This is a genomic window from Novosphingobium sp. THN1, from assembly GCF_003454795.1.
In the GTDB taxonomy this organism is placed as follows: domain Bacteria; phylum Pseudomonadota; class Alphaproteobacteria; order Sphingomonadales; family Sphingomonadaceae; genus Novosphingobium.
The window spans coordinates 14,384-37,931 of sequence record NZ_CP028347.1 but is presented as its reverse complement, the minus strand read 5'-3'; the positions used below and the strand labels follow the sequence as shown (position 1 = coordinate 37,931).

Annotated in this window: 16 protein-coding genes, 1 tRNA gene and 2 pseudogenes; 3 read left to right on the top strand and 16 right to left on the bottom strand. The window is 62.9% G+C overall.

Features of this window, described 5'->3' with window-relative positions:
• Positions 1-55: 55 nt before the first annotated feature.
• Positions 56-754: a GcrA family cell cycle regulator gene (locus C7W88_RS00215; protein WP_118072070.1), complete on the bottom strand. Its 699-nt coding sequence runs from the start codon at positions 752-754 to the stop codon at positions 56-58.
• 110 nt (positions 755-864) lie between these two features.
• Between C7W88_RS00215 and C7W88_RS00210 the strand changes: the two are divergent.
• Positions 865-1,742 (top strand): annotated as a pseudogene (locus C7W88_RS00210) (ABC transporter permease).
• A gap of 58 nt (positions 1,743-1,800) precedes the next feature.
• Here the strand turns inward: C7W88_RS00210 and hspQ are convergent.
• Positions 1,801-2,179, bottom strand: a pseudogene (gene hspQ / locus C7W88_RS00205) (heat shock protein HspQ).
• A 177-nt stretch (positions 2,180-2,356) separates the two neighbouring features.
• Between hspQ and C7W88_RS00200 the strand changes: the two are divergent.
• A tRNA-Ser gene (locus C7W88_RS00200) sits at positions 2,357-2,446 on the top strand.
• Between the two features lie 167 nt (positions 2,447-2,613).
• Positions 2,614-3,882 (top strand): integrase arm-type DNA-binding domain-containing protein, encoded by a 1,269-nt coding sequence (locus C7W88_RS00195; RefSeq protein ID WP_118072069.1) that lies wholly within the window; start codon positions 2,614-2,616, stop codon positions 3,880-3,882.
• Here the strand turns inward: C7W88_RS00195 and C7W88_RS00190 are convergent.
• The 14 genes from C7W88_RS00190 to C7W88_RS00135 all read right to left on the bottom strand — a co-directional run bounded on the left by C7W88_RS00190 (position 3,879) and on the right by C7W88_RS00135 (position 23,504).
• Positions 3,879-4,067: a hypothetical protein gene (locus tag C7W88_RS00190; RefSeq protein WP_118072068.1), complete on the bottom strand. Its 189-nt coding sequence runs from the start codon at positions 4,065-4,067 to the stop codon at positions 3,879-3,881. The two genes, C7W88_RS00195 and C7W88_RS00190, sit on opposite strands and share 4 nt — an antisense overlap.
• Before the next feature lie 45 nt (positions 4,068-4,112).
• Complete coding sequence (locus C7W88_RS00185; RefSeq protein WP_118072067.1) at positions 4,113-6,431, bottom strand: LPD38 domain-containing protein; 2,319 nt, start codon at positions 6,429-6,431, stop codon at positions 4,113-4,115.
• Positions 6,428-6,727, bottom strand: a complete 300-nt coding sequence (locus tag C7W88_RS00180) for a hypothetical protein (protein ID WP_118072066.1) — start codon at positions 6,725-6,727, stop codon at positions 6,428-6,430. The genes C7W88_RS00185 and C7W88_RS00180 overlap by 4 nt, the downstream gene beginning before the upstream one ends.
• Entirely contained in the window at positions 6,700-8,127 is a 1,428-nt protein-coding gene (locus C7W88_RS00175; RefSeq protein ID WP_118072065.1) for a hypothetical protein, read from the bottom strand. Before C7W88_RS00175 ends, C7W88_RS00180 begins: the two co-directional genes overlap by 28 nt.
• Positions 8,091-16,553, bottom strand: a complete 8,463-nt coding sequence (locus tag C7W88_RS00170) for an N-6 DNA methylase (RefSeq protein ID WP_118072064.1) — start codon at positions 16,551-16,553, stop codon at positions 8,091-8,093. Before C7W88_RS00170 ends, C7W88_RS00175 begins: the two co-directional genes overlap by 37 nt.
• The gene (locus tag C7W88_RS23245; RefSeq protein WP_240344954.1) at positions 16,469-17,734 is read right to left on the bottom strand and encodes a phage tail tip lysozyme; all 1,266 of its coding nucleotides are present in this window, start codon (positions 17,732-17,734) and stop codon (positions 16,469-16,471) included. The genes C7W88_RS00170 and C7W88_RS23245 overlap by 85 nt, the downstream gene beginning before the upstream one ends.
• 1,046 nt (positions 17,735-18,780) lie before the next feature.
• Positions 18,781-19,758 carry a hypothetical protein gene (locus C7W88_RS23240; protein ID WP_240344733.1) on the bottom strand — a complete coding sequence of 326 codons (978 nt, stop codon included), beginning with the start codon at positions 19,756-19,758 and terminating at the stop codon, positions 18,781-18,783.
• A gap of 3 nt (positions 19,759-19,761) precedes the next feature.
• Entirely contained in the window at positions 19,762-20,520 is a 759-nt protein-coding gene (locus C7W88_RS00160; RefSeq protein ID WP_118072062.1) for a hypothetical protein, read from the bottom strand.
• Positions 20,521-20,523: 3 nt separating this feature from the next.
• Positions 20,524-21,372 (bottom strand): hypothetical protein, encoded by an 849-nt coding sequence (locus C7W88_RS00155; protein WP_118072061.1) that lies wholly within the window; start codon positions 21,370-21,372, stop codon positions 20,524-20,526.
• On the bottom strand, positions 21,369-21,755 hold the full coding sequence (locus C7W88_RS00150; protein ID WP_162895839.1) for a hypothetical protein: 387 nt from the start codon (positions 21,753-21,755) through the stop codon (positions 21,369-21,371). The genes C7W88_RS00155 and C7W88_RS00150 overlap by 4 nt, the downstream gene beginning before the upstream one ends.
• Positions 21,756-21,873: 118 nt before the next feature.
• A complete protein-coding gene (locus tag C7W88_RS00145; RefSeq protein ID WP_118072059.1) occupies positions 21,874-22,461 on the bottom strand; it encodes a hypothetical protein in 588 nt (195 codons plus the stop codon).
• A 247-nt stretch (positions 22,462-22,708) separates the two neighbouring features.
• The gene (locus C7W88_RS24270) at positions 22,709-22,837 is read right to left on the bottom strand and encodes a hypothetical protein (protein WP_255418789.1); all 129 of its coding nucleotides are present in this window, start codon (positions 22,835-22,837) and stop codon (positions 22,709-22,711) included.
• The gene (locus C7W88_RS00140; protein WP_118072058.1) at positions 22,837-23,085 is read right to left on the bottom strand and encodes a hypothetical protein; all 249 of its coding nucleotides are present in this window, start codon (positions 23,083-23,085) and stop codon (positions 22,837-22,839) included. Before C7W88_RS00140 ends, C7W88_RS24270 begins: the two co-directional genes overlap by 1 nt.
• Positions 23,082-23,504, bottom strand: a complete 423-nt coding sequence (locus tag C7W88_RS00135) for a TIGR02594 family protein (RefSeq protein ID WP_255418788.1) — start codon at positions 23,502-23,504, stop codon at positions 23,082-23,084. The genes C7W88_RS00140 and C7W88_RS00135 overlap by 4 nt, the downstream gene beginning before the upstream one ends.
• Positions 23,505-23,548: the final 44 nt, after the last annotated feature.

The window sequence follows — 23,548 nt, the reverse complement described above, 5'->3', positions numbered from 1 at the left end:
TTAACCACGCGGCGCCGCAGAATTCCGGGAATACGTGTTCGTCCTGAGGCTGATTTCAGCGCACGCGAGGACCGCCGAAAGGCATCGGCGGCGGAGGCCGGCGATGGCCGCGCGGAAGCTGCGCCTGATAGGCGCGGCCGCAATGCTCGACGCAATAGGGAAAACCGGGATTCACCTTGTCGCCACAGAAGTGGAAGTCCGGCTCACCGGGGTGGCCCATCGGCCAGCGGCAGATGCGATCGTTGAGATCGAGCAGGCTGGTCTTGTCCGCGATTTCCGGGCTGGGTCGTGCCGGAACCAGGCGACGCGGCGGAGCGGGCGGAATGGGAGCCTGCTGATCGCCGGGACCCTGACGCAGGAAGCCGCCGGGGCCAACCGAGACGATTCGCGGCTGCGGAGCGGCAGGTGCGGCATCGCTGGCAGGCTTTGCTTCAGGAGCCGGTGCGGGAGCGGCGCGCGGTGCCGGTGCCGGCGCTGGCGGTGCCGCTGCCACGACCGGGCGCGGCGCGGCGACCTTGGGTTCCGGAGCCGGAGCAGCGGGCTTGGCCACCTTGGGCGCCGCCGGAGACGCCGACGCATCGGTCTTGTCGTTGGCCTTGACCGGGGAGGGGCGCGCCTTGAGCCCGAGGCGATGCGCCTTGCCGATCACCGCATTGCGGCTGACGCCACCGAGTTCATCGGCGATCTGGCTGGCGGTTGACCCGCCCTCCCACATCTTGGTCAGCTTCTCGATCCGCTCTTCGGTCCAGCTCATGCCTTCACGTTTCCTTCCGTGCCGGAATGCTCCGGCCGTTAAAATCTGCCCGGTCGGCAAGTTCCGACACGTGCTTGCCATCGGCGTGCCAGCGCGATACCGCGATGGCCATGGCCAATCAACCGCTACCCCGTGAAGGGGCGACAACCCGCAACGCCGGAACCTTTGCCCCGCCCGGACAACCGGTGTTCCGCGGCTTCAACAGGCTGGGGCTGTGGACTCTCTATATGAAGGAGGTCCGCCGTTTCTTCAAGGTCCAGACCCAGACGATCTGGGCTCCGGCGGTCACCACGCTGCTTTATCTGATGATATTCACGCTGGCGCTCGGCGGCGGGGCCAATGGCGGGCGCATGGTCCTTGGCGTGAACTTTGCGAGCTTCGTCGCGCCGGGCCTGATCGCGATGGGCATGATCAACAATGCCTTTGCCAACTCCAGCTTCAGCCTTCTGGGCGGCAAGATCCAGGGCACCATCGTTGACTACCTGATGCCGCCGATCTCTACCGGCGAGCTGATGGCGGCGCTGGTCGGCGCTGCGGTAACGCGCGCGGTTCTGGTCGGTCTTGCGGTGGCCGGGGCAATGCTGCTCTGGCCGGGCGTGTCGCTCAAGATCGCGCATCCGTGGGCGGTCGTCTGGTTCGGATTGATGGGTTCGATCCTGCTCGCCATCGTCGGCGTGCTGACGTCGATCTGGGCCGAGAAGTTCGATCATAACGCAGCCGTCACCAACTTCGTCATCACGCCACTGTCGATGCTGTCAGGCACGTTCTACGTGATCGACAACCTTGCCCCGGCGTTCCAGGCCGTGAGCCGGCTGAACCCGATCTTCTACGTGATCTCGGGTTCCGCTTCGGCTTTCTCGGGCAGAGCGACATCGGCGATACGAACATGGCGGTGCTGCACGGCGCAATCGGCCTTGGCGTGGTGAACATCGCGCTGGCCGCGATGCTATACGGGCTGCTCAAGTCCGGCTGGAAGCTCAAGAACTGACGAGCGCACTCGCGCCACAGGGGAGAGCGGGGTCTCCCCTGTGCGTCAGTCTTGCGCGTCAGTGCGACAGGCTGCGCCTCAACCGATAGCGGCCATTGCGGAAACCTTCGAACATCTCGTCCAGCGAAGGGTGGTCGATCGGCCCGGCCTCGGCGTCAGACTGCAGGTTCTGCTGGCTGACATAGGCGACATAGCTGTTCTCGTCGTTCTCGGCGAGAAGGTGATAGAACGGCTGGTCACGGGGGACGGATGTCCTCGGGGATCGACTGGTACCATTCCTCGCTGTTGGCGAAGACCGGGTCGATATCGAAGACGACGCCGCGGAAGCCGAACATGCGATGGCGCACCACGTCACCGATCGAAAAGCGCGCCGATGAGACGGGGGGAGCCGAAATATCGCGTCCGGCTTGTGGCGAAAAGAAACTCGCACGATCCATGCCTCGGGATATAGGGTTTCGCCGCGGTGCAAACAAGCCGCTTGCCAATAAAGGTTCGTCGCGAGGGCCTCCTGTGGAAAAAGCTTTCCGCTTTCCACTTGGCAAGCCGGTTTGCATGCGCTAACGGCGCGCTTCCTCGACCGGGAACGCCCCTTGCGGCACCCAGATTGGCACCATGGAGAGGTGGCAGAGTGGTCGAATGCGCCGCACTCGAAATGCGGTGTACGGGCAACCGTACCGTGGGTTCGAATCCCACCCTCTCCGCCAATAGGCCTTGCCACCCCATGCCATACCATGCCAAAATCCCTAGCAATCACTGGGGGTTTGTCTCATTGAGACGTGCTAGGTGTGCCATCGCGTGCCACCAATGGACCCCCATCTAAGGGTAATGTTGGGGTAACGTGATCTGCCTTACCCCCAAAAGGGGGTAAGGCATGCTCTCCGACACCAAGATCAAGAAGGCGGCCAAGGCCGAGCGCGACTACAAGCTCTCCGACGAGAAGGGCTTATTCCTCCTCGTGCGCAAGACCGGCGGCAAGCTCTGGCAGATGAAGTATCGCTTCGAGGGCAAGGAAAAGCTCCTCTCGTTCGGTCCTTATCCCGACGTCTCTCTCGCCGCCGCGCGCGATGCACGAGACGCAGCCCGCCGCCTGCTGCGTGAAGGCCTCGACCCAAGCGCAGAGAAGAAGCGCGAAGCCAAGGCCGCCAGATTGGAGGAGGCGCATTCGTTCGAATCGGTCGCGCGCGAATGGCACGAGCTCAACAAGGGCCGTTGGACCGACGTGCATCAGGCCGACGTGATCCGATCGCTCGAGCGCGACGTGTTCCCCACCCTGGGCAAGCGGCAGATCAACGACATCGAGGCGCACGACGTGCTCGACATGCTCCGCAAGATCGAGAAGCGCGGATCGATCGAGACGGCCAAGCGGATTCGCCAACGCATCAGCGGCGTGTTCCTGCTGGCGGTGTCCAAGCGCATCGCGCGCGACAATCCCGCCAAGGATCTGAATGCCGCCCTGCTGCCGAAGCCGAAGGCCAAGAAGCAGCCCGCCGTCCTCGACCTTGCCGAGTTGCGCGACCTGCTGACCAAGAGCGAGCAGTCCGGCGCTTCGCCCGTCACGTTGCTTGCATCGAGATTACTGGCCTTGACTGCGGTTCGCCCTGGCGTTGTCCGCGGCGCGCGATGGGAGGAGTTCAAGGATCTCGAAGGCGAGGAGCCGTACTGGCATATTCCGGCCGAGCGCATGAAGCTCACTCTCGACCGCAAGGACGAGCAGGCTTTCGACCACGTCGTTCCGCTGGCGCCGCAAGCCGTCGACGTCATTAACGCCGTCCGCCGCCTGACCGGACGCGCCGAGCTTGTATTTCCCGGGCAGCGTCATGCGCATATCCCTCTGTCCGAGAACGCGATCGGCTACCTCTACAACCGGGCAGGCTGGCACCGCAGGCACGTCCCGCATGGCTGGCGCGCGGCCTTCTCCACGATCATGAACGAGCGGGCCAAGCTCGCCGGGATTGCCGACGATCGCGCCGTGATCGACCTCATGCTGGCGCACGTTCCCGAGAACAAGGTGGAGAGTGCCTACAACCGCGCCGAATTTATGCCGCGCCGGCGGGAGATTGCGTGCGAGTGGGCGGACCTGCTGCTTGAAGGCATGCTGCCCGCAGAGGATCTGCTGACTGTTGCGAGGCGCAATAGCTAGTCCGGTTCGCCTTGGTCCATGTGGGTGGCGTCGTATCGGGCGCCACAATATCCGACGGACAGGCACAGCACGATTACCGCAAGCCCGGTCAGGCCTATGACGTGTGGCGGATACCAGTCACGTCGCAGGGACCGGGTCCATGCCCAGGCGGCGACGGCAATGACGGCGAGGAGCCCGAGGGCCATCCAAGGGTGCATGGCGACCGCCTATAGCAGCCGCCACGCCCTTCGTCACTCTCCGCTCTGCATGGCCTGATTCCATGCAGTGTTGAACTCGGTGACGACGAGCTTGTCAGCACGGTCGATCACTTCCTTCTTCTGGCGGTAAGTCGCGTCGTCGATCTGGCCGCGCTCGCGTGCAGTCTCGATCTCCCGGCGCGCCTTGCGGACATCGCGCATGTCCTTCTTCGCCTGCTTGGCCGCGCCTTCGAGGGTCAGGATATTCCGGTTCTTCTCGGCATAGGAACGAGCGTCATCAGAATTGCCTGCGTCGAGATAGTCTTCGACGTAGGAAACCTCCTGCTCCACGCGCTTCACACGATCATAGTAGGAGGCCTTGTCCACCCAGGAAGGCTTGCCACCCACGACCTTGCGCGCGAGCGGAATATCGTTTGCCGTCACTTCCTCGGTATCGTCGAAGCCCTTTGTCGTCAGATTCACGATGCGATCGAGGAAGCCGCCGGCAGAGCCAACGACGGTGCCAGCCAGGTATTCCAACGTTTCAGGCGATACGTCGACAGCGCCCGGCATGACCTCGTCGCCACCGGTGGCCGAGTTGAAGAAGTCCGTGATCGCGCGCCAGTGCGGACCAACGCTGTTGAAATACCGCTGATTGTCCGGCTCCTCAGGCCCATAGGGCGACTGGTTCGGCATGATCGGCTTGCCGGTGAAGTCCTTGTTCAATGTCAGGTCGACGATCGGGTCCGTGATCGTGGGCGAGAGGATGTTAAGCAAGCTGTCGCTACCGCCGATCGGGTTGAAGGCATCGGCCACGGTGCCAGCGAACTGGCCCATGGTTTCCAACCACCTGTCACCGCCGCGCCGAGCGATCTCTGCGGCCGAGCGGCCCGCTTCCCAGAAGGCGTTGTACCCGTAGGGCATGGGGATTTTGATGTAGCTTTTGCCGTCGGGCATCATGAGGATGATGTTGCGCGACTTCTCGAAGGCCGGGATCTTGTCGTAGATGCTCTCGCCGTCGTCGTCGTCCGCGCTCATCATCGCATTCAGGATCTCGGCAGCAGCAGCCGCGATCATCACTCCAGCCACCATCTTGCGCACGCGCGGGGAGCGCAGCGCCATGAGGATGCGGGCCGAGCCCTGCACCGAAGCGTTGAAGAACAGATAGGCCGCGTTCATGGCGGGCCCTGCGGTGCCGCGCCGGTTGAAGTTCACGGTCACGTTCTTGGCAATGCTCGCCGCCTGCGCCGGTGTCAGGCCAGCCTCGCGCGCGTTCTTGTAGACCGAGAGGCGCACTGCGTTTTCGACACCGTTGTTCAGGTTCTCGATCATGTCTCGGCCAGCGAGGAACAGGCGCTTGGCCTGCAAGCGTGGGCCGCCTTCGCCCGCCTTGGCCTTGGCCATCTCGGCAGCGCTGGCTATCCGCTTCTTGATCTCCTCGACGTTCTCGACCTTGTTGAAGTAGACGCGCCCGCCGTTCATCACGAACTCGTCGTACCACTTGCCCCACTCGCCGGAGTGCTTGCCGAACGCGCCCTTGGTCGATGCCGCCAGCGCCTTGCGGTAATCCTTGAGTGTGCCGCGCACGATGCCCTTCACACTCTCGCCGGAGAGGTTGAACGTCGCGGTTTGCAAATCGCGGAAGGCGTTGGTGATGATGAACTCAGGGTTGTAGCTCGTGTTCACCGCCGAAAGGAAGCGGTTCACCTTGCCCATGTGCAGCGTCACCCAATCAAGCTGGTGCTGGGTCAGGTTGCGCATGGCGTCAGCCAGCCGGCGAGCGTCAAGGTTCTCCTTGTTCATGGTGACGCGCACCTCGCGCCCGTTGATCTTGGCGCTGACAGTCCAATCCTTGTCCTCGGCCAGAAGGTTGTACGTCGTGTACGATTCGACGAGCCCGCTTTCCTCGTTCATGCGCTGGCGCACGGTCGGCTTGTTGATCGACCAGAACTCCTTGTCGGGGTTCGCCTTTGCCAGATTGTAGAAGCGCGCCGCCACGATGTTGGTTTCGCCGCGGATAATCGCCTCTTCGGCCTGCAAGATCAGGTAGGCCAGCGGGCTATCCGCCTGGCTGCGCCGTCCGAACGCCTGCTTGCTCTCGCGCCCGCGCACGTTGATCCCGCCGCCCGAACGGTTCATGCGCTCGGGGATTGCGTCGGTGCCGGTTTCCTTGAAGCCACGCAGCGGCACATAGAACTGATAGGTGCTGCGCCACTCGTCCGCTTCTTCCTTGGAGATCAGCCCGGTCTGCACGCGATAGTCGAGCGCGTCGTCGCGGATCTGGTCGACGCGCTTTGCCAGCCGCTCCATAGCCTCCATCTTCCCGGCCTTGCGGACGCGCGACATAATCGCCGCCGCTTCAAGGTCGGTCATGCCGGAGCCTTCGCCCTCGGTGAACTCGGGTTGATCTCGGCAATCCGCGCGTTCCGCTCCGGTGCATGCCGGGCATAAAGGAACGATTCCAACTCCTCGGTCGTGACCTTCTCCGCGTGCATCGCGTCGAACAGGGGTTGCACATGATCCTCAGCCAGACGTTCCAGCCGCGCACCAATCCTGCCCGTCATAAGCTCCTCGCCCATGTACGGGTTGCGCGATACGGGCAGGGGCTTTCCGGTCTGTTCTTCGATCTGGCGCTGCACCTTCAACAGCGGGAGGTATCGGTCCTGCATAGCTGTGCGCCAGCGGTCGAAGGCGTCGGCAGCCTTGCCCTTCCACGTCGGTTCCGTGCCGCCAAGGGCGACAAGGTCGTCGCGCTCGGGATGGAGTAGAAAGCATCATTAGCGTAAGAGCCACGGCCAATTGCCGATGGCGCAAGGATCGCCATTGCGGGCACTTCCTCAAAGTCGCTATCCATTGCGAAGTCTTTGAACTCGACTGCGTCGAAACCTTCGGCGTCCAACTGGTCCAGCACCTTATCAGAAAGCTCGCCCCCGATGTTGGGATCAAGCATTGAGAACGTAGACTGCTCAGAGAACTGCTCGCCAAAGATTGGTTTAGCTATGCGGTCGATGTCTTGTGCTGTCGCCACTTTGCGGGGCGTGTATTCAAACTCGATCAGCCTGCCGCGCCCGCGTCCGCGATCAGTAGCGTAGCTCTCAGACACAGCCGGATCTGGCGAAACGAATAAAGGGAAATTGGGACCGACGTTGGGATTATAGGTGCCGCCATGGTAGACGACCGTTGGCCGATCTAGCCGGCTCTGCCGCGCCGAACCGTCAAGCATTCCCTGACTGTTGCGCGCGCCTACTCGGCCATCGGCCACGTCCTGCATGACGCCCTCTGCGGTGCGCAGGCCGCGCCCGGCAAAGGCATTGCGAACCGCCTCGAAGAACTGACGCAGCATCTTGAACAGGCGATCGGTCGTGCCTTCGGCCTTGTACCTGCCGTCCTGGTGCCGGGCGAACATATCGGCCACGGCTTCCTCGATAAGCGCTTCCTCCATCGCCGCGCCGGTCATGCCACGCTGGCGGAAGCCGGCCTCGTAGCGCTGACGGATCGAGCGCATCAGGCCTGTCTCGCGTCTGGCCTTGGCCGAGAGGATGGCCCACTCCGACGTATTGAACAAGCCAAGGTCACGCAGGACGTGGATTGCCTCGTGGTTCAGGGTGAACACTTCGCCCTGCGGCGTGTCCTGTGCGATCGTCACGATCTGCGCGCGGTACTCGCCAGCCGCGCCGCCCAGCGTGTCGACGAGCCGGACCTTGACCTTGTCGGCAAGGCGCAGGTTCGCCAGCTGCTCGCGCAAGGCTTCGCGCACGTCGGCTGCTGGCGTTCGGGCGGGAGTGTCTTCGGGGATGGACTGCTGCGGGCTATCTGACTGCTGGCGCTGCTTGCGCGCTTCTTCCGCGGCGTCACTCTCCGCCTTCAACGTCGATTCGAGCGCATTGATCTTCTGGCGAAGATCGGCACCCTTGCCGCCGTCGTCGAACGTCGCGCCGAGCTTGGGCTCAAAGTCGGCAATGCGCTGCTCTGCTGCGGCCTTGAGGTTCTGCGCGTAGGACAGATCCTTGTCGAATGCCTTGAGAGTGTTGGTCAGGCGAGTGACCAGACCGCGTGCGTCAGTACCCATATCGACGCGACTTTCGCGGCCACCAGCGCGCTTAATGTAGAAGGACAGCGCCATTTCACCGCCGGCACGGGGTACACCTCTGCCACCAGCGGGAAACCGCCAAACTCGCCGACGCCTTCGCGGGCCTCTTTCCCGTTCGACTTTTCGACCAAGGCGTCCATAGCGGTCATCAGTGCCGCCCCGTACTCGGTGCGATCGTCGAACGTCTCACCCTTCACGGCAGCGCTGAACTCGTCGCCTTCCTGCAAGACGCGCTTTGCAATGTCCTGCTCGATCAGTGGGATCAGGCGCTCGGCCTCCACCACTTCGTTACGTGCCGATGAGAGGCGCATGCGCACGCTCTGCTGCTCGCGCTCATGCGCCATCTGGCGGCGCTCGATCTTCTCAAGATCCTGCTTCCACTCGGTAAGTTCCATGATGCGCGGGTCAGACGTCGTCATGGCCGATGCCTGCTCGTACTGGCTCGCTTCGCCCAGGTCTTCCATGTCGCGCATGGTGGGATCGCCGCGCATGAAGCCTTCGATGAAGCGGGCCTTCTTCGCCATGAGGCCCCACATCGTCGAATCGTATGTGCCGTTCGTGGCGTAATCGAGGATTTCCACCTCGGGGTTCATGTTGCCCTGGCGGATAATGCGCCCGTTACGCTGGGTATCGTTGGCCGGGTACCACTGTGCATCCATGTTGTGCAGCGCGCGGAGGCGCTTCTGCGCGTTTACGCCGGTGCCCATCTTCGCGACCGAACCAATCAGCACGCGCACCTTGCCCTCGTTCATATCGTTGAACAGGCGTTGCTTGGCGATGTGCGTCTTGAAGTCCTGAATAAGGGCGATCTGGCCGGACGGAATGCCGCGCTCGATCAGTGCGCTCTTGATGTATTTGTGGACCGGGAAGTCCCCATTGATGCCGAAGTCCGAGAAGATCATCTGCGTCGCAGGCCCATAGGTTTCGGGCTTCTCGCTGAAACCTTTGCCAGCCGGGAGAGGCTTGTGGAACGGCGTGCGGGTGAACTCCTTGTGTCGGCGCGCGACCTCCTCGATCATGCGCTCCAGCTTGGAGCCGGGCTCCTTGGGCGCGCTTGCGTCGATCAGGCGATAGTCGATCGCAGCCTTGCGACCGTCACCAATTACCGACAGGAGAATGTCGTCCCCCTTCTTGGGTGGGCCGCTGCGGCTCTTGATCGCTTCCATGCGCGACTGCAGGGTAGCCTTGTAGCTTTCCTGCATCGGCGTCATTTCGACGGTGATGAGGTTACGGCTGCCGCCCTTGAGATTGGGCAGGCTGACGTACTGGCGAAGCTCCGTCGCTCCGACTACGTCCATGACCTGCCGGACCATGACGGAAAGCTCGGGCACATTCACGAACTGAGCAAATCGCGTGACCGGCTTGTAACCGCCTGCCGCGTCCTGCTCGAGCGCAGTAACGGTATCGCCGAACGCACCGGCCCAAGCATCGAAGTGACCGAGACCGCGCTTCTCAAGCTCGTTCTGCTGCAGGTAGCGGCTGACGCTGAAAAGCTCGGCCATGGTGTTGGTGATCGGCGTGCCCGATGCCAGCACTAGATTGCGGGCGGGCCGCTTGTCTTCGAGATAACGGGTCTTGGCGTAAAGGTCGAAGCTCATTTGCGAGCCCGCCGGGTCGATGCCCTTCACGTTGCCCATCTTGGTCGCGAAGTCGAGCTTGCGGAACAGATGCGCTTCGTCGACGAAGAGGAAGTCCACGCCCGTTTCCTCGAACGTGAATACCTGATCGCGCTTGCGATTCGTGAGGCCCGCAAGGCGCTGGGACAACGCTTCCTTCTGCTGCTCAACCTTGCGGCGTGTGATGCGGACGTCCTGCCCCTTGCCGATCTCGCGGATAAGATCCTCAAGATCGTCGATCTGCTGTTGGATCATGCCGGCGGTGAAGTCGTCCGACATAGGGATGAAGCCAAACGCGCTGTGCGTGATGATGATGGCGTCCCAATCCTCGGCCGCCATGCGAGCGATGAACTCCTTGCGGCGCGACGTGTGGAACCGCTGCTCGTCGGCAACGAGGATTCGAGCCAGCGGATATTGCTCGTAGAACTCCTTGGTGAACTGACCAAGCATGTGGTTGGGGACGACGTACATCGGCTTGCTGACCAGCCCGAGGCGCTTCATCTCCATGCCGGAGCCGATCATGGCCGACGTCTTACCGGCGCCCACCTCGTGCGCCATGTAGGTGTTGCCGCTCTGGATGATGCGGGCAATGACCGCACGCTGGTGCGGGCGCCATGACCACCCCGAGGCGATCCCCGGCGTCGTCAAATAGGAGCCGTCGAACTTGGGCGCGACAAGGCTGTTATACTCGCGGTTGTAGAGATCCACGAGCGCAGCGCTGCGGTCAGGGTCGGTCCACACCCATTCACGGAAAGCGGCCTTCATCTCGGCCATCTTGTCCTGAACCGCCTGGGTGGCGACTTCGTTTACGACAGTCTTTTCCCCCTGTGCCGTTTCGATCTTGTCGCGGATAACAGGGGTCTGACGGTTGAGCGCTGCCTCAAGGATCTTGAGCGCGTCCATGCGCTCCGTGCCCCATTCGGTTCTAGCCGCGGCGCTCGACGTATCGCCGGTGGCCATCCACTGAGCGAGCTTGCCGAGGTACGAGACATTGGCCTGCCGCAGCCCCAGCTTTTCGGTGGCGAACTGCTGGATAACCTTGGTGGGGAGCCAAGGCATGCCAAGGTTTGCTGCGATCTCCGTCGGGGTGAGGGGGGCCGGAAGTGCCGCCTCCAATGCCCGCACGTTGCGCTGATAGGCTGGATCACGTTCGGCCTCGACGCGCGCTGTCGCCAGCTTCTCGCGCACGTTGCCGGACAGGTACATTTCGCCCGTCTCGTAGACGCCCGGCTTTCCGGGAACTTCAAACAGGCGTTCGCCAAGCTCCTCAAGAACAGCCGTCTCCGACTTGCCCGACATTTCTGCGATTGTGCGCAGGTCAGGGCGGCCAAGGCGGTTCAGGCTGTAGAGAAGGGCATCGTTGGCCGAATTGATCTTGGGCGTTTGATCCAGCGTGATCGCGTTCTCGAAGAATGCGCGGCCCTTCGACGCTTCGCCGCTATCCTTGTTGTAGTGCTCGATCGCAGCCAGGCGGTAAGCCTCGTCGTCCTCCATGAACGGGTCGAGGTTCGGTCGCTTCTCGATAACCTTGTCGGGCACCTCGTTGGGATCGAACGTGCCCTCGTTCCATATCCGGCCAGCCGCCAAGGCCTTCTCGCGCGCTTCTTCGCGCGCCTTGGCGATCTCAGTCAGCTTTGCGCCAGCATCGAGTAGGGGCTGCACATCGAATGAGCCGTCGTCCCACTCCGTCCCGGCAAGCCGCGCTTCCTCACGCGCTTCTGCGCGCAAGCCCTCAAGCTCGACGCGGCTTGGCCTGCGGTAGGAAATGTCGGTCTTGTTGATCGGGCCGAACTTCTTGACGAAGGCGTCATAGGCCTTGTTCAACTTCTCGCGGGCAACGCTGCCTGCTGCTGCATCAGCTTTGATGTCGGCGGCGTAGACGTCGCGCAGCGCGTCCTTCACCGGGATCAATCCGCGCACGCGCTCTTGTGCCGCCGCAGACATACCGCCGGTCACACCCTTGCCGGGAGCTTGGACCGGGCGGCCAGCGCCGCCACGGAACTGCATCAGGCGCCCGTCGGGATCAAGGTAGTAGGAACCATCCTTCCGCTCACCGCTGCCAAGATCAATGTCCGGCGCGATGAATCCGGGAGCCATGGCAGGCGGCGCAGTGTTCACCAGAGAGCCGGGCAGTTTCTCGCCCGCGTTGCGGATAGCCTGCTCGATGTTGAAGCCCTTGGGCGCGCGGACGGCATAGCGGGGCCCTGCAACGAGCTTGTCGAACATGCCTTGTTCGCCCAGCACCATGTCAGGATTTTGCACGAAGTAGCGGTTGACATTGCCTTGCACCGTGTTGCCGTCACGGTCTGGCAGAGATACCGGCTCCGTGCCCACCCATGCCATATCGCCCGGCTTTTCGCCCGGCAGGCGCTTGCGCAGAATCACAATGTCCGTCGTCACCGACGTGCCAGCATTCTGCTCGAAGGCATTGCCGGGTAGCCGGATTGCACCAACAAGGTCGGCACGGTCAGCCAGGTATTGCCGGGCCTTGTCGCCTACCTTGTTCATGGTGCCCGCAGAGGTGATGAACATGAGGAGGCCGCCGGGCTTCAAGGCATCCAGCGACTTCGCAAAGAAGAAGTCATGCAGGAGGAACTTGTGCTTGGCGTAATCAGGGTCAGCCGCGATTGCCGTCTCGGAGAAAGGCGGGTTGCCAATCACGAGATCAACGGCGTTCTTGATTCCGGGAACGCGCGTGTAATCAGCCTGCTGCACGCCCGACTGTGGATACAAGAGCTTTGCGATCGAGGCTGTAAGGTGATCGTATTCGAGGCCGCTGTAGCTGCTGGCTGCGGCAATGTCCGCCGGCATCATGCCACGGAAGTTGCCGGTGCCCATACCGGGCTCGAACACCACGCCGCCCTTGAAACCGAGTTGGCGCGCAATGTCCCACATCGGACGGACGACCGATTCTGACGTGTAATGCGCGTACTGAATGGATTGCCGCGCGGTCGCGTATTCTTCGTCGGTCAGCAATTCACGCAGGCGCGGGCCAAGGGTTTCAAAGCCCTTGCCGTATTCGCCAGTCGCGGGATCGGGGAAGATGTTCTTGAGCCCGCCCCATCCGATGTAGCGAGCAATGACCGCCTGTTCTTCGCGGGTAGCGGAACGGCCCTCGCGCTCGATCTGCTTGACCAGCGCAATTGCTTCGACGTTGTCGCGGGCCTTCTGCGCCAGCGATCGACCTTCCTCGAGCGAACCGGGTTCAATGACCCAATCCGTGCCCTTTACGGCTGCAACGGCCTTTCTGGGAGATCCGGCGTCGCGTTCGGAGGCGGGAAGGTTATCAGCGTCGCGAACACCTGTTCGGTCGCCTCGCGCTCCGTCTGCGGGTCCGCCAGCACTCCGCTGCCCGGCAGTGTCGGTGCGCCCTCCGTCAGTTCGCGAAACATCGCCTGGGCCTCGGCCGCCTTCTTGTTGAGGTGCGCGTCCATCGCGCCCGACCGACGAAGTTCGTTGAACATCGCCGGGGCTTGCTCCCGCATTGCTTGCAGGTACGCGGTTCGGAAGTTCAGCATCGACGGCCCCTGTAGCAGCATTTTGCCCTTCTGTCACCGCAGGCTCATTCGCCCACTGTTCGAGCGTCCGCATGGACTTGGCGACTTCGTCCGGCGTGTCCATTCCGGCCACGCTCTCGCCCGCGTCCTCCATCATGTCGCGCGCGCCGTTGTACCAGCCGCGCATGTAGAGGCGCAGATCCTGCACCTTCATTCCGAGGTCGTCGGCAATCGCCTTGGCGAACGCCTGGAAGCGGCGCGCGCCCTTCTCGATGTGGTAGACGGCAAGCTCGGTCCCGATGGCGATGATCTCGGGATCAATGCCGCTATTCAGGCGGCCCGGGTTGAGCTTGGCCTTGAGGCGTTCGCGTAGCTCTGCAGCGCGCTCGTCGGTGACGAGGCGGTTTGCAGAGGGCGTCGGAGCGGCCTTCCTCCCACTGACAAAGTCGCGTCCGGCCTGGGTGATCTGGCCAACGCGGTTGCCGTTCTCGTCGACCGTCATCTCAACGTAGCCAAGCTCGATCGCGCGGTGCGGGTTGGTCGTTTCGATAAAGTCGCCATCGGGCAGGCGCATGCCGCGTTCTGCCATGGCTTCGAGCAAAGGGCGAAGGCCTTCAGGATCAACCTTATCCAGCCGTTCGCGCATGCGCTTGCCTGCTGCGTCGAAATCCTCTTGCCACGTTTGTAGAGCGATGGCGTCGTACGCACCAACGCGACGCAGCGCGTCCCGCTTTGCTTCCTCTGGCGTGTTCCCGTAACCCTTTTCACTCTTGAAAGGTGACTTGCGAGTGGCAACGACGGAGTATCTTCCGCCCATGATACGCGCATCAGCGGCACCTCGAACGGGTTGCACGGGGTCAACGCTGAAACCTTCTGGCACACGCAAATCGGGCTGCGATACCTCTGCCAGCGCGGCGCGCATGGCGGCCTCGCCCTTGGTATTGAACTGGTGCTGGATCTGCGCGGCGCGCGAGGTGATCGCGTTGCGGTTCGATGGCGACGGTGGGCGCAGCGCTTCAAGATAGCGGCGGTACGTGTCGTTATCGATCGCAAGCACCTCATCTTCGAGCGCGGAAGGGGTGGGGCCGACGTTGTCGCCGGTTTCCTCGGAGTCGGCCGCAACCATTACCCCGTTCTGCAAGGCGGGTTGCAGCATGTAGTTCTTGACCGAAGTGCGCCCACCTGTCTCGACATTGCGGAAGAACGCATCAGTGCGAGTGGTGGATTCCACCACGTAAGTTCCGCCCGCCTTGAGATATTCGACGTCCTGCTTGAGCGTGTAGCGCTCGCCAGTCTTGACGTAGGGGTTGGCCTTCTTGTCGGTCGTGCGCTTGCCGCCGAGCGGCACGGTCTTCACCGTTCCGGCAGCGGGATCCATGATGATTGCGGCGCTGCGGTCGACCGGACGGGCGCCCATCTTCTCGCGGCGGCGCTGCTCGGTCAGGTCGCGGATAGCCGCGTTCGCGCTCTCGTCGTCCAATTCCTGATAGTAGAAGTCCTCGACGGCGTTCTCGATCTCACTCGCCTTGACGCCAGCCTTGAGCGCCTTCTCAATCGCGACCCGGTCAAGCCGGTCGAACTTGTTCGCGAGCGCCATCGCCGGATGATCGACGGCATTGTTTGCCATGAAGAACGAGTAGGCGAAACCCTCGGGCGTGACGCTGCGGGCGTTCTTGGTGGCAATGCTCTTGCCGCCGTACTGGCTCCACATCTTCGAGCCTTCGACGGGATCCACCGGAGCAATCGGGAGATCGCCGTTGAAGCGGCCCCATAGCAGGGTCTTCTTGGTGTAGGTTTCCCCCATGTGGTTTGGATCGAACGACAGGCGCCACGGCGGAAGGCCGCCGAGCTTTTCAATTCGGCCAACCGGGTTCTCGATCGCCCACACGGCAGGCTTGAAATACTCGATAGTGGCAAGCGTCTGGTGGACGAGCTTCACACTGGCGACGGTGCGCCCATCCTTGTCTTTGGCCGCAAAGTGTCTTGCGCCGCTCGAGGCAAAGTCGGTGCATGGGCATGCGGCGAGGATCGCATAAATATCCTGCCCGTCGAAGTCGCCGAACCAATCGCCGAAAAAGTCGGTCGAGAAGTTGAACACGTCACCAACTTCCGGGTCAGCCTGAATATCGAAACGATAAACCTGATACCCGGCCTCTTCCCATGGACGCGACCACTCGCCGGACAGGTCGAACAGGGACAGCACGACCTTGTCGCCGTTGACGCTGCCCGGTCCGCCTTGCGCGCGTGCATGCTCTTTCCACTGCGCAATCTTGGCCTTGGCTTCCTCGGGCGTCATCCAGCCATACTGCTGGTTGTAGACCTTCACCTTCTCGCCCAGGCGAACGATCTCGTTCTTGGCAGGCGCGTCGAAGACGTGCGTGACCTTGAAGTCACCTTCGACCATGCTGGCCTGCGCCGAATTGAACTCGTTGACGATCTGCGAGAGCTCGCGCTCGTCAACGCCAACGGCTGCGTGTTCGGGGGCTTCGCTGTCAGTTGCACCAACCTGCTTGGATACCGGCTTGGCCAAGTTTGCCTGATCCCACCCGGCGTACCACTCCTCTTTCACGCCTGCCGGCATGTCCGAGAGGTAGCTCGGCAGCACACGTTCATCGCCGCGATCGAAGGCAGCCTTGCCTTCCTCGCGAGCGAGCTTGATACGCTCGGACCCGTTGGCAAACAGATACTTCGAGGCGCGCACGTCCTCGACTGACATGCCCTCTTCTTGCGCAATCTGCTCGTCGGTCAGTTTCTTGGGAGTGCGACCTTCGAGCGCAACACGGGCGTAGCGCAGGAAGTCCTTCTGCAGGTTGAAGCCCTTGCCCTGGGGGTTGAGCAAGACCCACTTCGGCACAGCGCCGGTGCTGACGTTCTCGATGCGGTCGAAGCCCTGCTCGATCTTGCTGTCAATCCACTGGCGGACGGTCGTTTCGACGCCGTTCTCGTCCCGCATCTTGGTGGACTCAGCGGCGTTGGTCGCCCATTCCCGATCGCGCGCGTCGCTCTCGCGCTTGATGCGATCGTCCTCAGCCTTCTGCCGCTGCGCTTCCTGCTCCTCGCTGACGCCTGCCCATTCGCGCAGTGCCGCAAACGTGTCGCGCTGCGTCTTGGGGAGGGTGATGCCGGTGGCTTCCGCAAACACGGCGCGCGACTTCTGATTGTCCGGCCGCAGGATACCGCGCAGACCCTCGTAGTCCTTGGCCGCGATCATGTCGGCGAACTCTTCATCGACTGCCATTGGTGCGCGACCAAGCAACTCGGCGCGACGACGGACGATCTCGTCTTTCGACATGCCTTCGCCCTTGGCGTCACTCTTGGGGTGACAGTTTCTGTCACCCCTGCCAGCGCGGCGCGGATCTTGTCGGCATACTTCTTCGAGTAGACGAGCGCGCCGTCCTTGCGCTTCATCCCCATGGCCTTGGGCACGGCAGCCGAGATCGCGGCAAGCTCGGCCTCGCTGGCGCCGATTACGGCGACGCTCTTGCCGGTGCCGGTTTCTTCTACGCGGGCGGGGGGAGTCGTGCCACCCTCGGGGTCTTGCTCAAATGGAACGGCAGGGTTGCCGTTCTTGCGCAAATAGTCAGCAATGCGCTGCTGAACCATGGCAGGTAGGCGATCAAACTCGGTCGCGCTGTTGCGCTCTGGTCCGCCAGCGAGCATCGACGAGCCAATACCCGCGGCCTTCATGATCTTGATGCGTTCAGCGCGTGGCGTGCTGTTGTAGTCTAGCGCAGGATCAGCGTCATATGTGACAGCACCGCCCGCAGACGCGACGCTGTCGGCGGCGGTGGGCATTGATCCACCTGCTTTCGGAGCCTCGACGGTGGGAGCAATTTCACCATCCTGCGGCCCGGCGGTATTCTGTTCGCTGGTTTGCTGCTGCGCGCTCGGCAAATCCGGCGCAGGTGCCGTGACCTCAACAGAAGGCGTCTCCTGCTGCGGCCGATCAGCAAACTGCGTCGTACTTTCGGGAACTAGCGGGCCGGTATCGGTTGGAGCCTGCCCCAGCGCCGCCATGCCGCGCGCAATGTCGCCGTCGGTTTCCGCGCCAGCCGCCGGGCGCATGAACTTGCGCACGTAGGCGTCGAGAACCTTGGCCGGATCGTTCTCGGCCAACACATACTTGCCGCCAGCGTCGCCGCCGCGAAGCTCGTCAGCGAGGAAGTCGAGCTGCTGATCGAGCGTCGGGTTGTCGCCAAAGCGCTTGCGGATCGCGTCCTTGCGCGGGCCGAGCCATTGGCCAAGACCCATCGCGCCCGACGTCGGGTTCTTGGCGTTGGGATTACTTGCCGATTCCGCGTGGATGCCTGCGGCGATGCCGAGCGCCTGGCCTTCCGAGAAGCCGCGCTTCTTGAGGCCTTCCACGATTGCAGAGTTGACGCCGCCGCCCGCCGATGCGGATGGAGTGCGGCCCGAAGGGCGGGGCGACGGCGTCTCTGCGCCAGCCGAAGGAAGGGGAGAGGAAACCTCCATCGGCGCAGATGCTTGCGCGGCGAGGGCCGCGTCGATCGCGTCAGCCTCGGCCAACGGATCGGAAGGGGTGATCGACACGCCAAGCTCGTTGAGCGTGTCGAGGTATTCACGCATGGCCTTGCCGCCGCCCTCGGGGCGAACGACCACACCAGTACCGGTCTCGTCGGTGAACACGTCCTCGATCGTGCCGGTCAGCGCGTTGCCGCCGGGCAGGTTCGAGACGTTGACCCTGCTGCCGACCTTGGGCAGCCCTGCCTGCGTCAGCGCATTGTCAGCCGCCTTGTCAGCCGTCGCACCCGCAATCTCGACGCGCCCAGCCGCAATGTCGGCGTTGTCGAGCGGGCTTGCCAGATCCTCGGGCGTGAGGATGGTAGCGTCGGCAATGGCCTGCTCGCGAATGCCGGGGCCCGGCGTGCGGGTGTCGTCAGCACGACGGGACGTGATGCGGCCGGCAGCGTCGAAGGTCGCCTTGGTGCCCTCTGTGACGACGCCAAAGCCGCCGCCGACACCAGCACCGACCAAGCCGCCCTGCAACATCTGCGAGCCCATTTCTCCCAGGTCGAAGCCCTGCTTCGTCCCGACCGCGCCGCCGGTATACTCGATGCCGCTCTGCACAGCCTCGGTCAGGCCCTCGGTCGCCGCATCGCGCATGATTCCACGAGCGAGGCCGCCGCCGATGCCGTTGCGCATTGCGCCGAGGCTGAGGCTGTCGATCAGGGTTGAGACGGTTCCGAACGGCGCAGCGATGGCAACGTCCTTGCCGCTCGCGTCCTGCCTGCCGTCGGCTTCCGCACGGCTCTGTGCGATTTGGCCGCTCGTTGCTGCCGCGTTCGAGAGCGCGCCGAACGGGCCAACCGCGGCAGTCGCCATGTAGGGAAGGCTCTCGATCCCCTTTTCGAGGATAAAGCCCGGCATCTTTGCAAGATTGCCGGTAGCAGCGTCCCACGTCGTTTCGCCAGCAATGCCGGTTTTGGCGATAGCTTCGTTCTCGCGGGCGCGCGTGACAAAGCGCTGGCGCTCGGCGTCATTCAGAGCAAGGCCGGACGCTACACGTTCAATGCCAGCACTTGCACCGGCCATGCCGCGCGTGAACAGGTCGCCAGCCGTGTCGAGGATGCCGTCCTGTTTCGCAAGGTCGGCCCTTTGCCGTTCGCGGATCTGGCGCGCAAGCTCGTCGGTCTTGCGGTTCTGTTCGTCTGGATCGTATCCGACCGCCTCGCGAAGTGGCTGCATTGCATTGTCGATCGCGCCAACTGCTCCAGACACGGTATCAGCCACGGCGCGTGCGCCGCGCTCGAGCATGCCGCGTCCGCCGTCCAGCTTCTTGACTGGCTTGCTGAACTCCCTCGTAGCTCGGTCGACAATCTGTTGCGGAGTGACGTCGTCAGGAGTGTTCTCGTAAACGTGCGAGGAACCATCCGCGAATGTGACCGTGACTCTACGGGGCATTGGACCTCACCAGTTGGAAATGGAAACTTTCGCGCCGGGCGTAGCGGGCTGTGAGCCGGCGCGCCGCCTGCGCGATCGAGGATGTTGCTGCCAGCGCCGCTGGGAGGAGCCTTTGGTGCGCCCTTGATATTGAGGGGCTTCTGCTGGCCGTTACGGTACAGGGCGTAATAGTTGCCGTCCGCGTCCTGCAGGGTGTCGATGATCTCGCCGCTGCGGATCTGCGCCTCGATGCGGGCCGACTCTGCGGTCTGCTGGCTGCGCAGCGCAGATTCGAGCTTTGCCAGGCGCTCGCGCGAAGCCGTGTCCAGCTGGCTGCGGTTCTTGTCGATCGTGATGGTCGACGAGGTATCGCGCGCGGTCTTGCGCGCGTCGTTGCGGTCGTTCAGGTCAGCCTGCTCGCGCTGGGTCGTCCGCTGCTCGCTTGCCTGCAGGCGCATGTTATCCTGCTGGTTCTGGTTGCGCAGGCCTTCAAGCGCCATGTCACGGCGCTGCTGCCAGTCCAATTCGCCCTGCTTCGCAATTCCCGCACCGAAGCCGGACAGAGCGCCGCCGAGTACCGTGCCGAGCCCGCTCATGATTTATGCCCCCTGCTTCATGGGCGCGCCGCCGGGCAGTCCGGGGAGAACCTTGCCAAGCTGACCCTGCTGGTCAGCCATGCGCAGTTGCTCGAAGCCGCGCTGCAACGACTGCACGACGCGCGGATTGACCTTCTCCTGAGCCACGCGGAACAGGTCGAGCGCCCGATAGAAGGCGCCGTCGATCTCTTCTTGCGAGAAGTCGTGAATGTTCGCGGCCTCTGCGACCTCGACAAGCTCCTCGACTGCGAGCTTGCCGCCTTCCATGAGCACGGCTTCCGGCGAGTAATCGCCTTCGTCCTCGTCCTCGCCACGGTAGCCGGCCGGATCTTCTTCGGGCTGGCCTGGCATTTCCTCGCCGGGCTCGTTCTCCCGCTGCATGGGCTGATCTTCCGCCGCCAATGCCTGTTCGAGTAGGCCCATCTTCTTGTCGACGACAAGCGTAACGAGAACTGACGTCGCCGCCACGCTGTCCTGCGGCGAGTTGGTCAGGGCCGGTTCCACGCCATCAAACAGCCCAAGAACCTGCGGATCGAACTGACCCTGCAGGTTGGCGAGGATCTGCGGATAGACCTGACCCGGCGTGTCTTGAGGGTAGATCACGTCCGACAGGGTCTCTGCGAACTCCTCGTAGGCGGCTTGCTCCTGATCGCTGGCCTGCTTACCCCCGCCAGATTGCTGCTCCTCTTCCTGCTGCATGGGCTGCTGCGTCGGCTGACGCTGCTGCATGCCCTGCGGTGCCGGTGTGCCAAGACCCGCCATGTGTCAGTTCCCCACCTTGAGCTTGCCGGTGTTGGGGTCGTAGGAGACCTTCTTCCCCGAGTAGATTGCGGCGTTGAACACGTCGGCTGCCGGCGCGTAGCCGTTGCCGCCCGGCGACTGGTACTGAGGCAGTCCCGACGTATCGGCGTAGTTGGCTGCGATCTGGTCGCGCTCGCGCTGCGCCGCCTTGTTCTGCTCGTTTGCCATGAGGCCCTGTCCGAGCCCCTGAATGACCATGCCACCCACGATGGGATTGCGGTTGAGGAAACCCATGACACCGCCCGACGAAACCGGAGTGGCCGAAGCTGCAACAGGAGCAACAACTGGAGCGCCTGCGCCGGTCGCTGCTGCCACCCCTCCGCCTTGCGCTGCTGCATTTGCAACGGTCCCCAAGCCCTGCGCTGCCGCGCCGGATGCGCCAGAAGCTGCCGCACTGGTGCCGCTGCGCAGGCTCTCGAGCGCGGTCTGGTTGATGCTGGAAGCGTTGCCAAGGCCACCGGCGCCAGCCTGAGCCGCCTTACCAAGGCCACCGAGCGCTGCATTTGCGCCGCCAAGAATGCCGCCCGTGATGAAGCCTGCGGTAGCTCCCTTGACGATGTTACCGCCGGTGAGCGCAGACCCCACCGCTCCGAACGTGGCGGCCTTTGCCGCCCCCATTAGTATTCCGCCTAGCGTAGAGCTGGCACTTATGCCGAGCCCTCCCAGAACAGAACCGACTGAGGGCAGGACGCCAAGCGCCGCGCCACCGGTGAGAACAACTGCAGCGATGGCGAGGGCAGGCAGCGCCACCTTCTTCACGACTTTGACGACGGCTTTGAAGGCTTTGCCGATGGCTTTAATTGGATTGCTCATGCTGCTTCTGCCTGGGTTTGCGCCACATTCAGGCGACGGAACGACTGCGCGCATGGCTCAAAGCCCATGCGCTTGAAGATCGGGGTCCACTTGTCGGAGCCAGGCAGCGCGTCGGACCAGCTTGCACCGATCTCTGCCACGCGAGGATTGCCCGAAGCCCAGCCCACATAAAGCTCGAACAGATTGCGCAGTACGATGGCAGGACAATCCCTGCGGCCAAGAAGGTAGTTGTCACAGGCGACAAGGCGCTTGCCGACGCCATAGACCCGACCGAGTGAGCCCATGCAGAAAGCCGCGATTTCGCCCGCCGTGTCCTCTGCCACCATGAGGAACATGCCGCCCTCGTTGGTGTTGCCGTGGCGCTGCGCGGCGTATGCGAACATCTTGCGCGCGAAAGGAACGTCGACCTCGTCAATCCCGCATAGCATGTGTCGACCACGCGAGCGGCGAGAAGCGCTGCAATCGCTGGCGCGTCGACCGAGCGGGCGGGCCGAATGTTCATCAGCCGCGGAACAATCCGTTGTACCCGCCTGTGGCATTCAGTGCCGCGATTTGGGCAGGCGTGAGCGTTCCTGTGGTGGGTGCGGTAACTGTCTGCGCGGGCGCCGACAGCGAAATGCCATAGAGGTTCTGCAACTGGTCGATGGCCTGCTGATACTGTGCGTTGATCGAAGACTGCACAGCCGAACGCGTGCCGGCCGGAATCTTGTCGTTGGCCAGGGTGTTGGACATTGCGTTGAAGCGCTGCCCGGTCAGATCCGTGACGGACGAAAGGATTGCCTTCTGTTGCTCGGCGGCCAATGCAGCGCGGGTTTTCTCCATGTCCGCATCTGCGCCCATGCGCGTCAGGTTCTTCTGCGCGATCTGCGAGGCTTCCTGCGAGGCGATGGGAACGGCAGCGTTCAATGCTGCCCCTTGTGCCGCGCCAACTGCCATCGAGGAGTTGCCTAGCCCGCGCCGCTGCATTGACTGCAAACCCTGCGTACGGGCTGCTTTCATGAGGTCGGAATTGCCCGACGAGATCGCAGCGACGCGCGAGGCGACGCCATCATCTTCCATCGACCACTTACCGCTTGCGTCGTAAGCCATAATCGCCCCCGAAAATCATCGGTGACATTACCGGAGGTGTCTCAATGGGACAAGAAAAAAGCCCCGCCGAAGCGGGGCGGGAGTAGCGCATGGCGCCTCGGGTAGAGGAGCGGTGTCTCAATGCGTGAAAATCACGGCCAGAGCAAGTCTCGATCTGCGTGCAGCAAGGCCGATCCCAGCGAAATGACGATGAAACCAAGCAACCCTGCCGCGAGAACCCACTGCAGGTTGCGCAAGAGCCAAGTGGTCACAGTCTTTTGGCGACGTCGATCACGTCGTCGATCTTGACGGGCTTGCCCAGCTTCTTCTCGATCTCCCTTTCAACGGCTCGCTTTGCGAGAGGAAGAACCACCTTCTTGAACAGCTTGCCGAACATCACGTTTCCTCCTGCACATGAACCGGGTCGCCGGGCTTTCCGCTCGCCTGCTCGCCAGAAGCGTTGCGAATGTTCATTGCGACGTTCTCAATCTTCGAGACGACTTCACGAAGCGAGAGGAATCCCGCAGTCAGCCAGCCGGCTGCTTCCAGGTTGGCTCCTGAACGGAATGCGAGGTAAGCCATAAGCAACAGCACCCCGACGCCGAGCAGCGCGAGGGACAGCACGGCGAGGCTGCGAATATTCATGCCTCATTCCTCGACAACTCGCCATTCGCCGCCAAGCGAACGGGCCCGCCCAAGACTGGCTCTCCGCGCGGCCACCGGATCGCAATGCAGCGGTTCTTAGCAATCCGAGTGATGCTGACTGAGTTGCCCTGATTCCCGCCGAGAACCTGATAGGCCGTTGCGTCCTCGCCAACATAGAAGCCGACATGCCCGCCACCATCGCGGACGAATACCAGGATAGCCCCGGGCGCGACATGAGTGCTGCGCAGGTTCGCGCCGTATTCAGCCCATGCCTTTGCCCGGGGATACATCGACGGGTAAGGCAGTCCAGCCTCCTGCATGACCGCCGCAACGAAGGTTCCGCACCATGGCGTTTCGTCGTCTTTGATCCACGACTTGAGCCGCTTGAGCCACCCCATGATGACGCCACTATGTTTCACCCGGGCACTTCGCGCACACCGATGTATCCCCTAGCGATCTCCAA

What these genes read in the sequence shown, in the direction of transcription:
- C7W88_RS00215 (WP_118072070.1), bottom strand. Translation starts at nt 754, where the DNA reads ATGAGCTGGACCGAAGAGCGGATCGAGAAGCTGACCAAGATGTGGGAG.
- C7W88_RS00195 (WP_118072069.1), top strand. Translation starts at nt 2,614, where the DNA reads ATGCTCTCCGACACCAAGATCAAGAAGGCGGCCAAGGCCGAGCGCGAC.
- C7W88_RS00190 (WP_118072068.1), bottom strand. Translation starts at nt 4,067, where the DNA reads ATGGCCCTCGGGCTCCTCGCCGTCATTGCCGTCGCCGCCTGGGCATGG.
- C7W88_RS00185 (WP_118072067.1), bottom strand. Translation starts at nt 6,431, where the DNA reads ATGACCGACCTTGAAGCGGCGGCGATTATGTCGCGCGTCCGCAAGGCC.
- C7W88_RS00180 (WP_118072066.1), bottom strand. Translation starts at nt 6,727, where the DNA reads ATGCAGGACCGATACCTCCCGCTGTTGAAGGTGCAGCGCCAGATCGAA.
- C7W88_RS00175 (WP_118072065.1), bottom strand. Translation starts at nt 8,127, where the DNA reads ATGGGTACTGACGCACGCGGTCTGGTCACTCGCCTGACCAACACTCTC.
- C7W88_RS00170 (WP_118072064.1), bottom strand. Translation starts at nt 16,553, where the DNA reads ATGTCGAAAGACGAGATCGTCCGTCGTCGCGCCGAGTTGCTTGGTCGC.
- C7W88_RS23245 (WP_240344954.1), bottom strand. Translation starts at nt 17,734, where the DNA reads ATGGAGGTTTCCTCTCCCCTTCCTTCGGCTGGCGCAGAGACGCCGTCG.
- C7W88_RS23240 (WP_240344733.1), bottom strand. Translation starts at nt 19,758, where the DNA reads ATGAGCGGGCTCGGCACGGTACTCGGCGGCGCTCTGTCCGGCTTCGGT.
- C7W88_RS00160 (WP_118072062.1), bottom strand. Translation starts at nt 20,520, where the DNA reads ATGGCGGGTCTTGGCACACCGGCACCGCAGGGCATGCAGCAGCGTCAG.
- C7W88_RS00155 (WP_118072061.1), bottom strand. Translation starts at nt 21,372, where the DNA reads ATGAGCAATCCAATTAAAGCCATCGGCAAAGCCTTCAAAGCCGTCGTC.
- C7W88_RS00150 (WP_162895839.1), bottom strand. Translation starts at nt 21,755, where the DNA reads ATGTTCGCATACGCCGCGCAGCGCCACGGCAACACCAACGAGGGCGGC.
- C7W88_RS00145 (WP_118072059.1), bottom strand. Translation starts at nt 22,461, where the DNA reads ATGGCTTACGACGCAAGCGGTAAGTGGTCGATGGAAGATGATGGCGTC.
- C7W88_RS24270 (WP_255418789.1), bottom strand. Translation starts at nt 22,837, where the DNA reads ATGTTCGGCAAGCTGTTCAAGAAGGTGGTTCTTCCTCTCGCAAAGCGA.
- C7W88_RS00140 (WP_118072058.1), bottom strand. Translation starts at nt 23,085, where the DNA reads ATGAATATTCGCAGCCTCGCCGTGCTGTCCCTCGCGCTGCTCGGCGTC.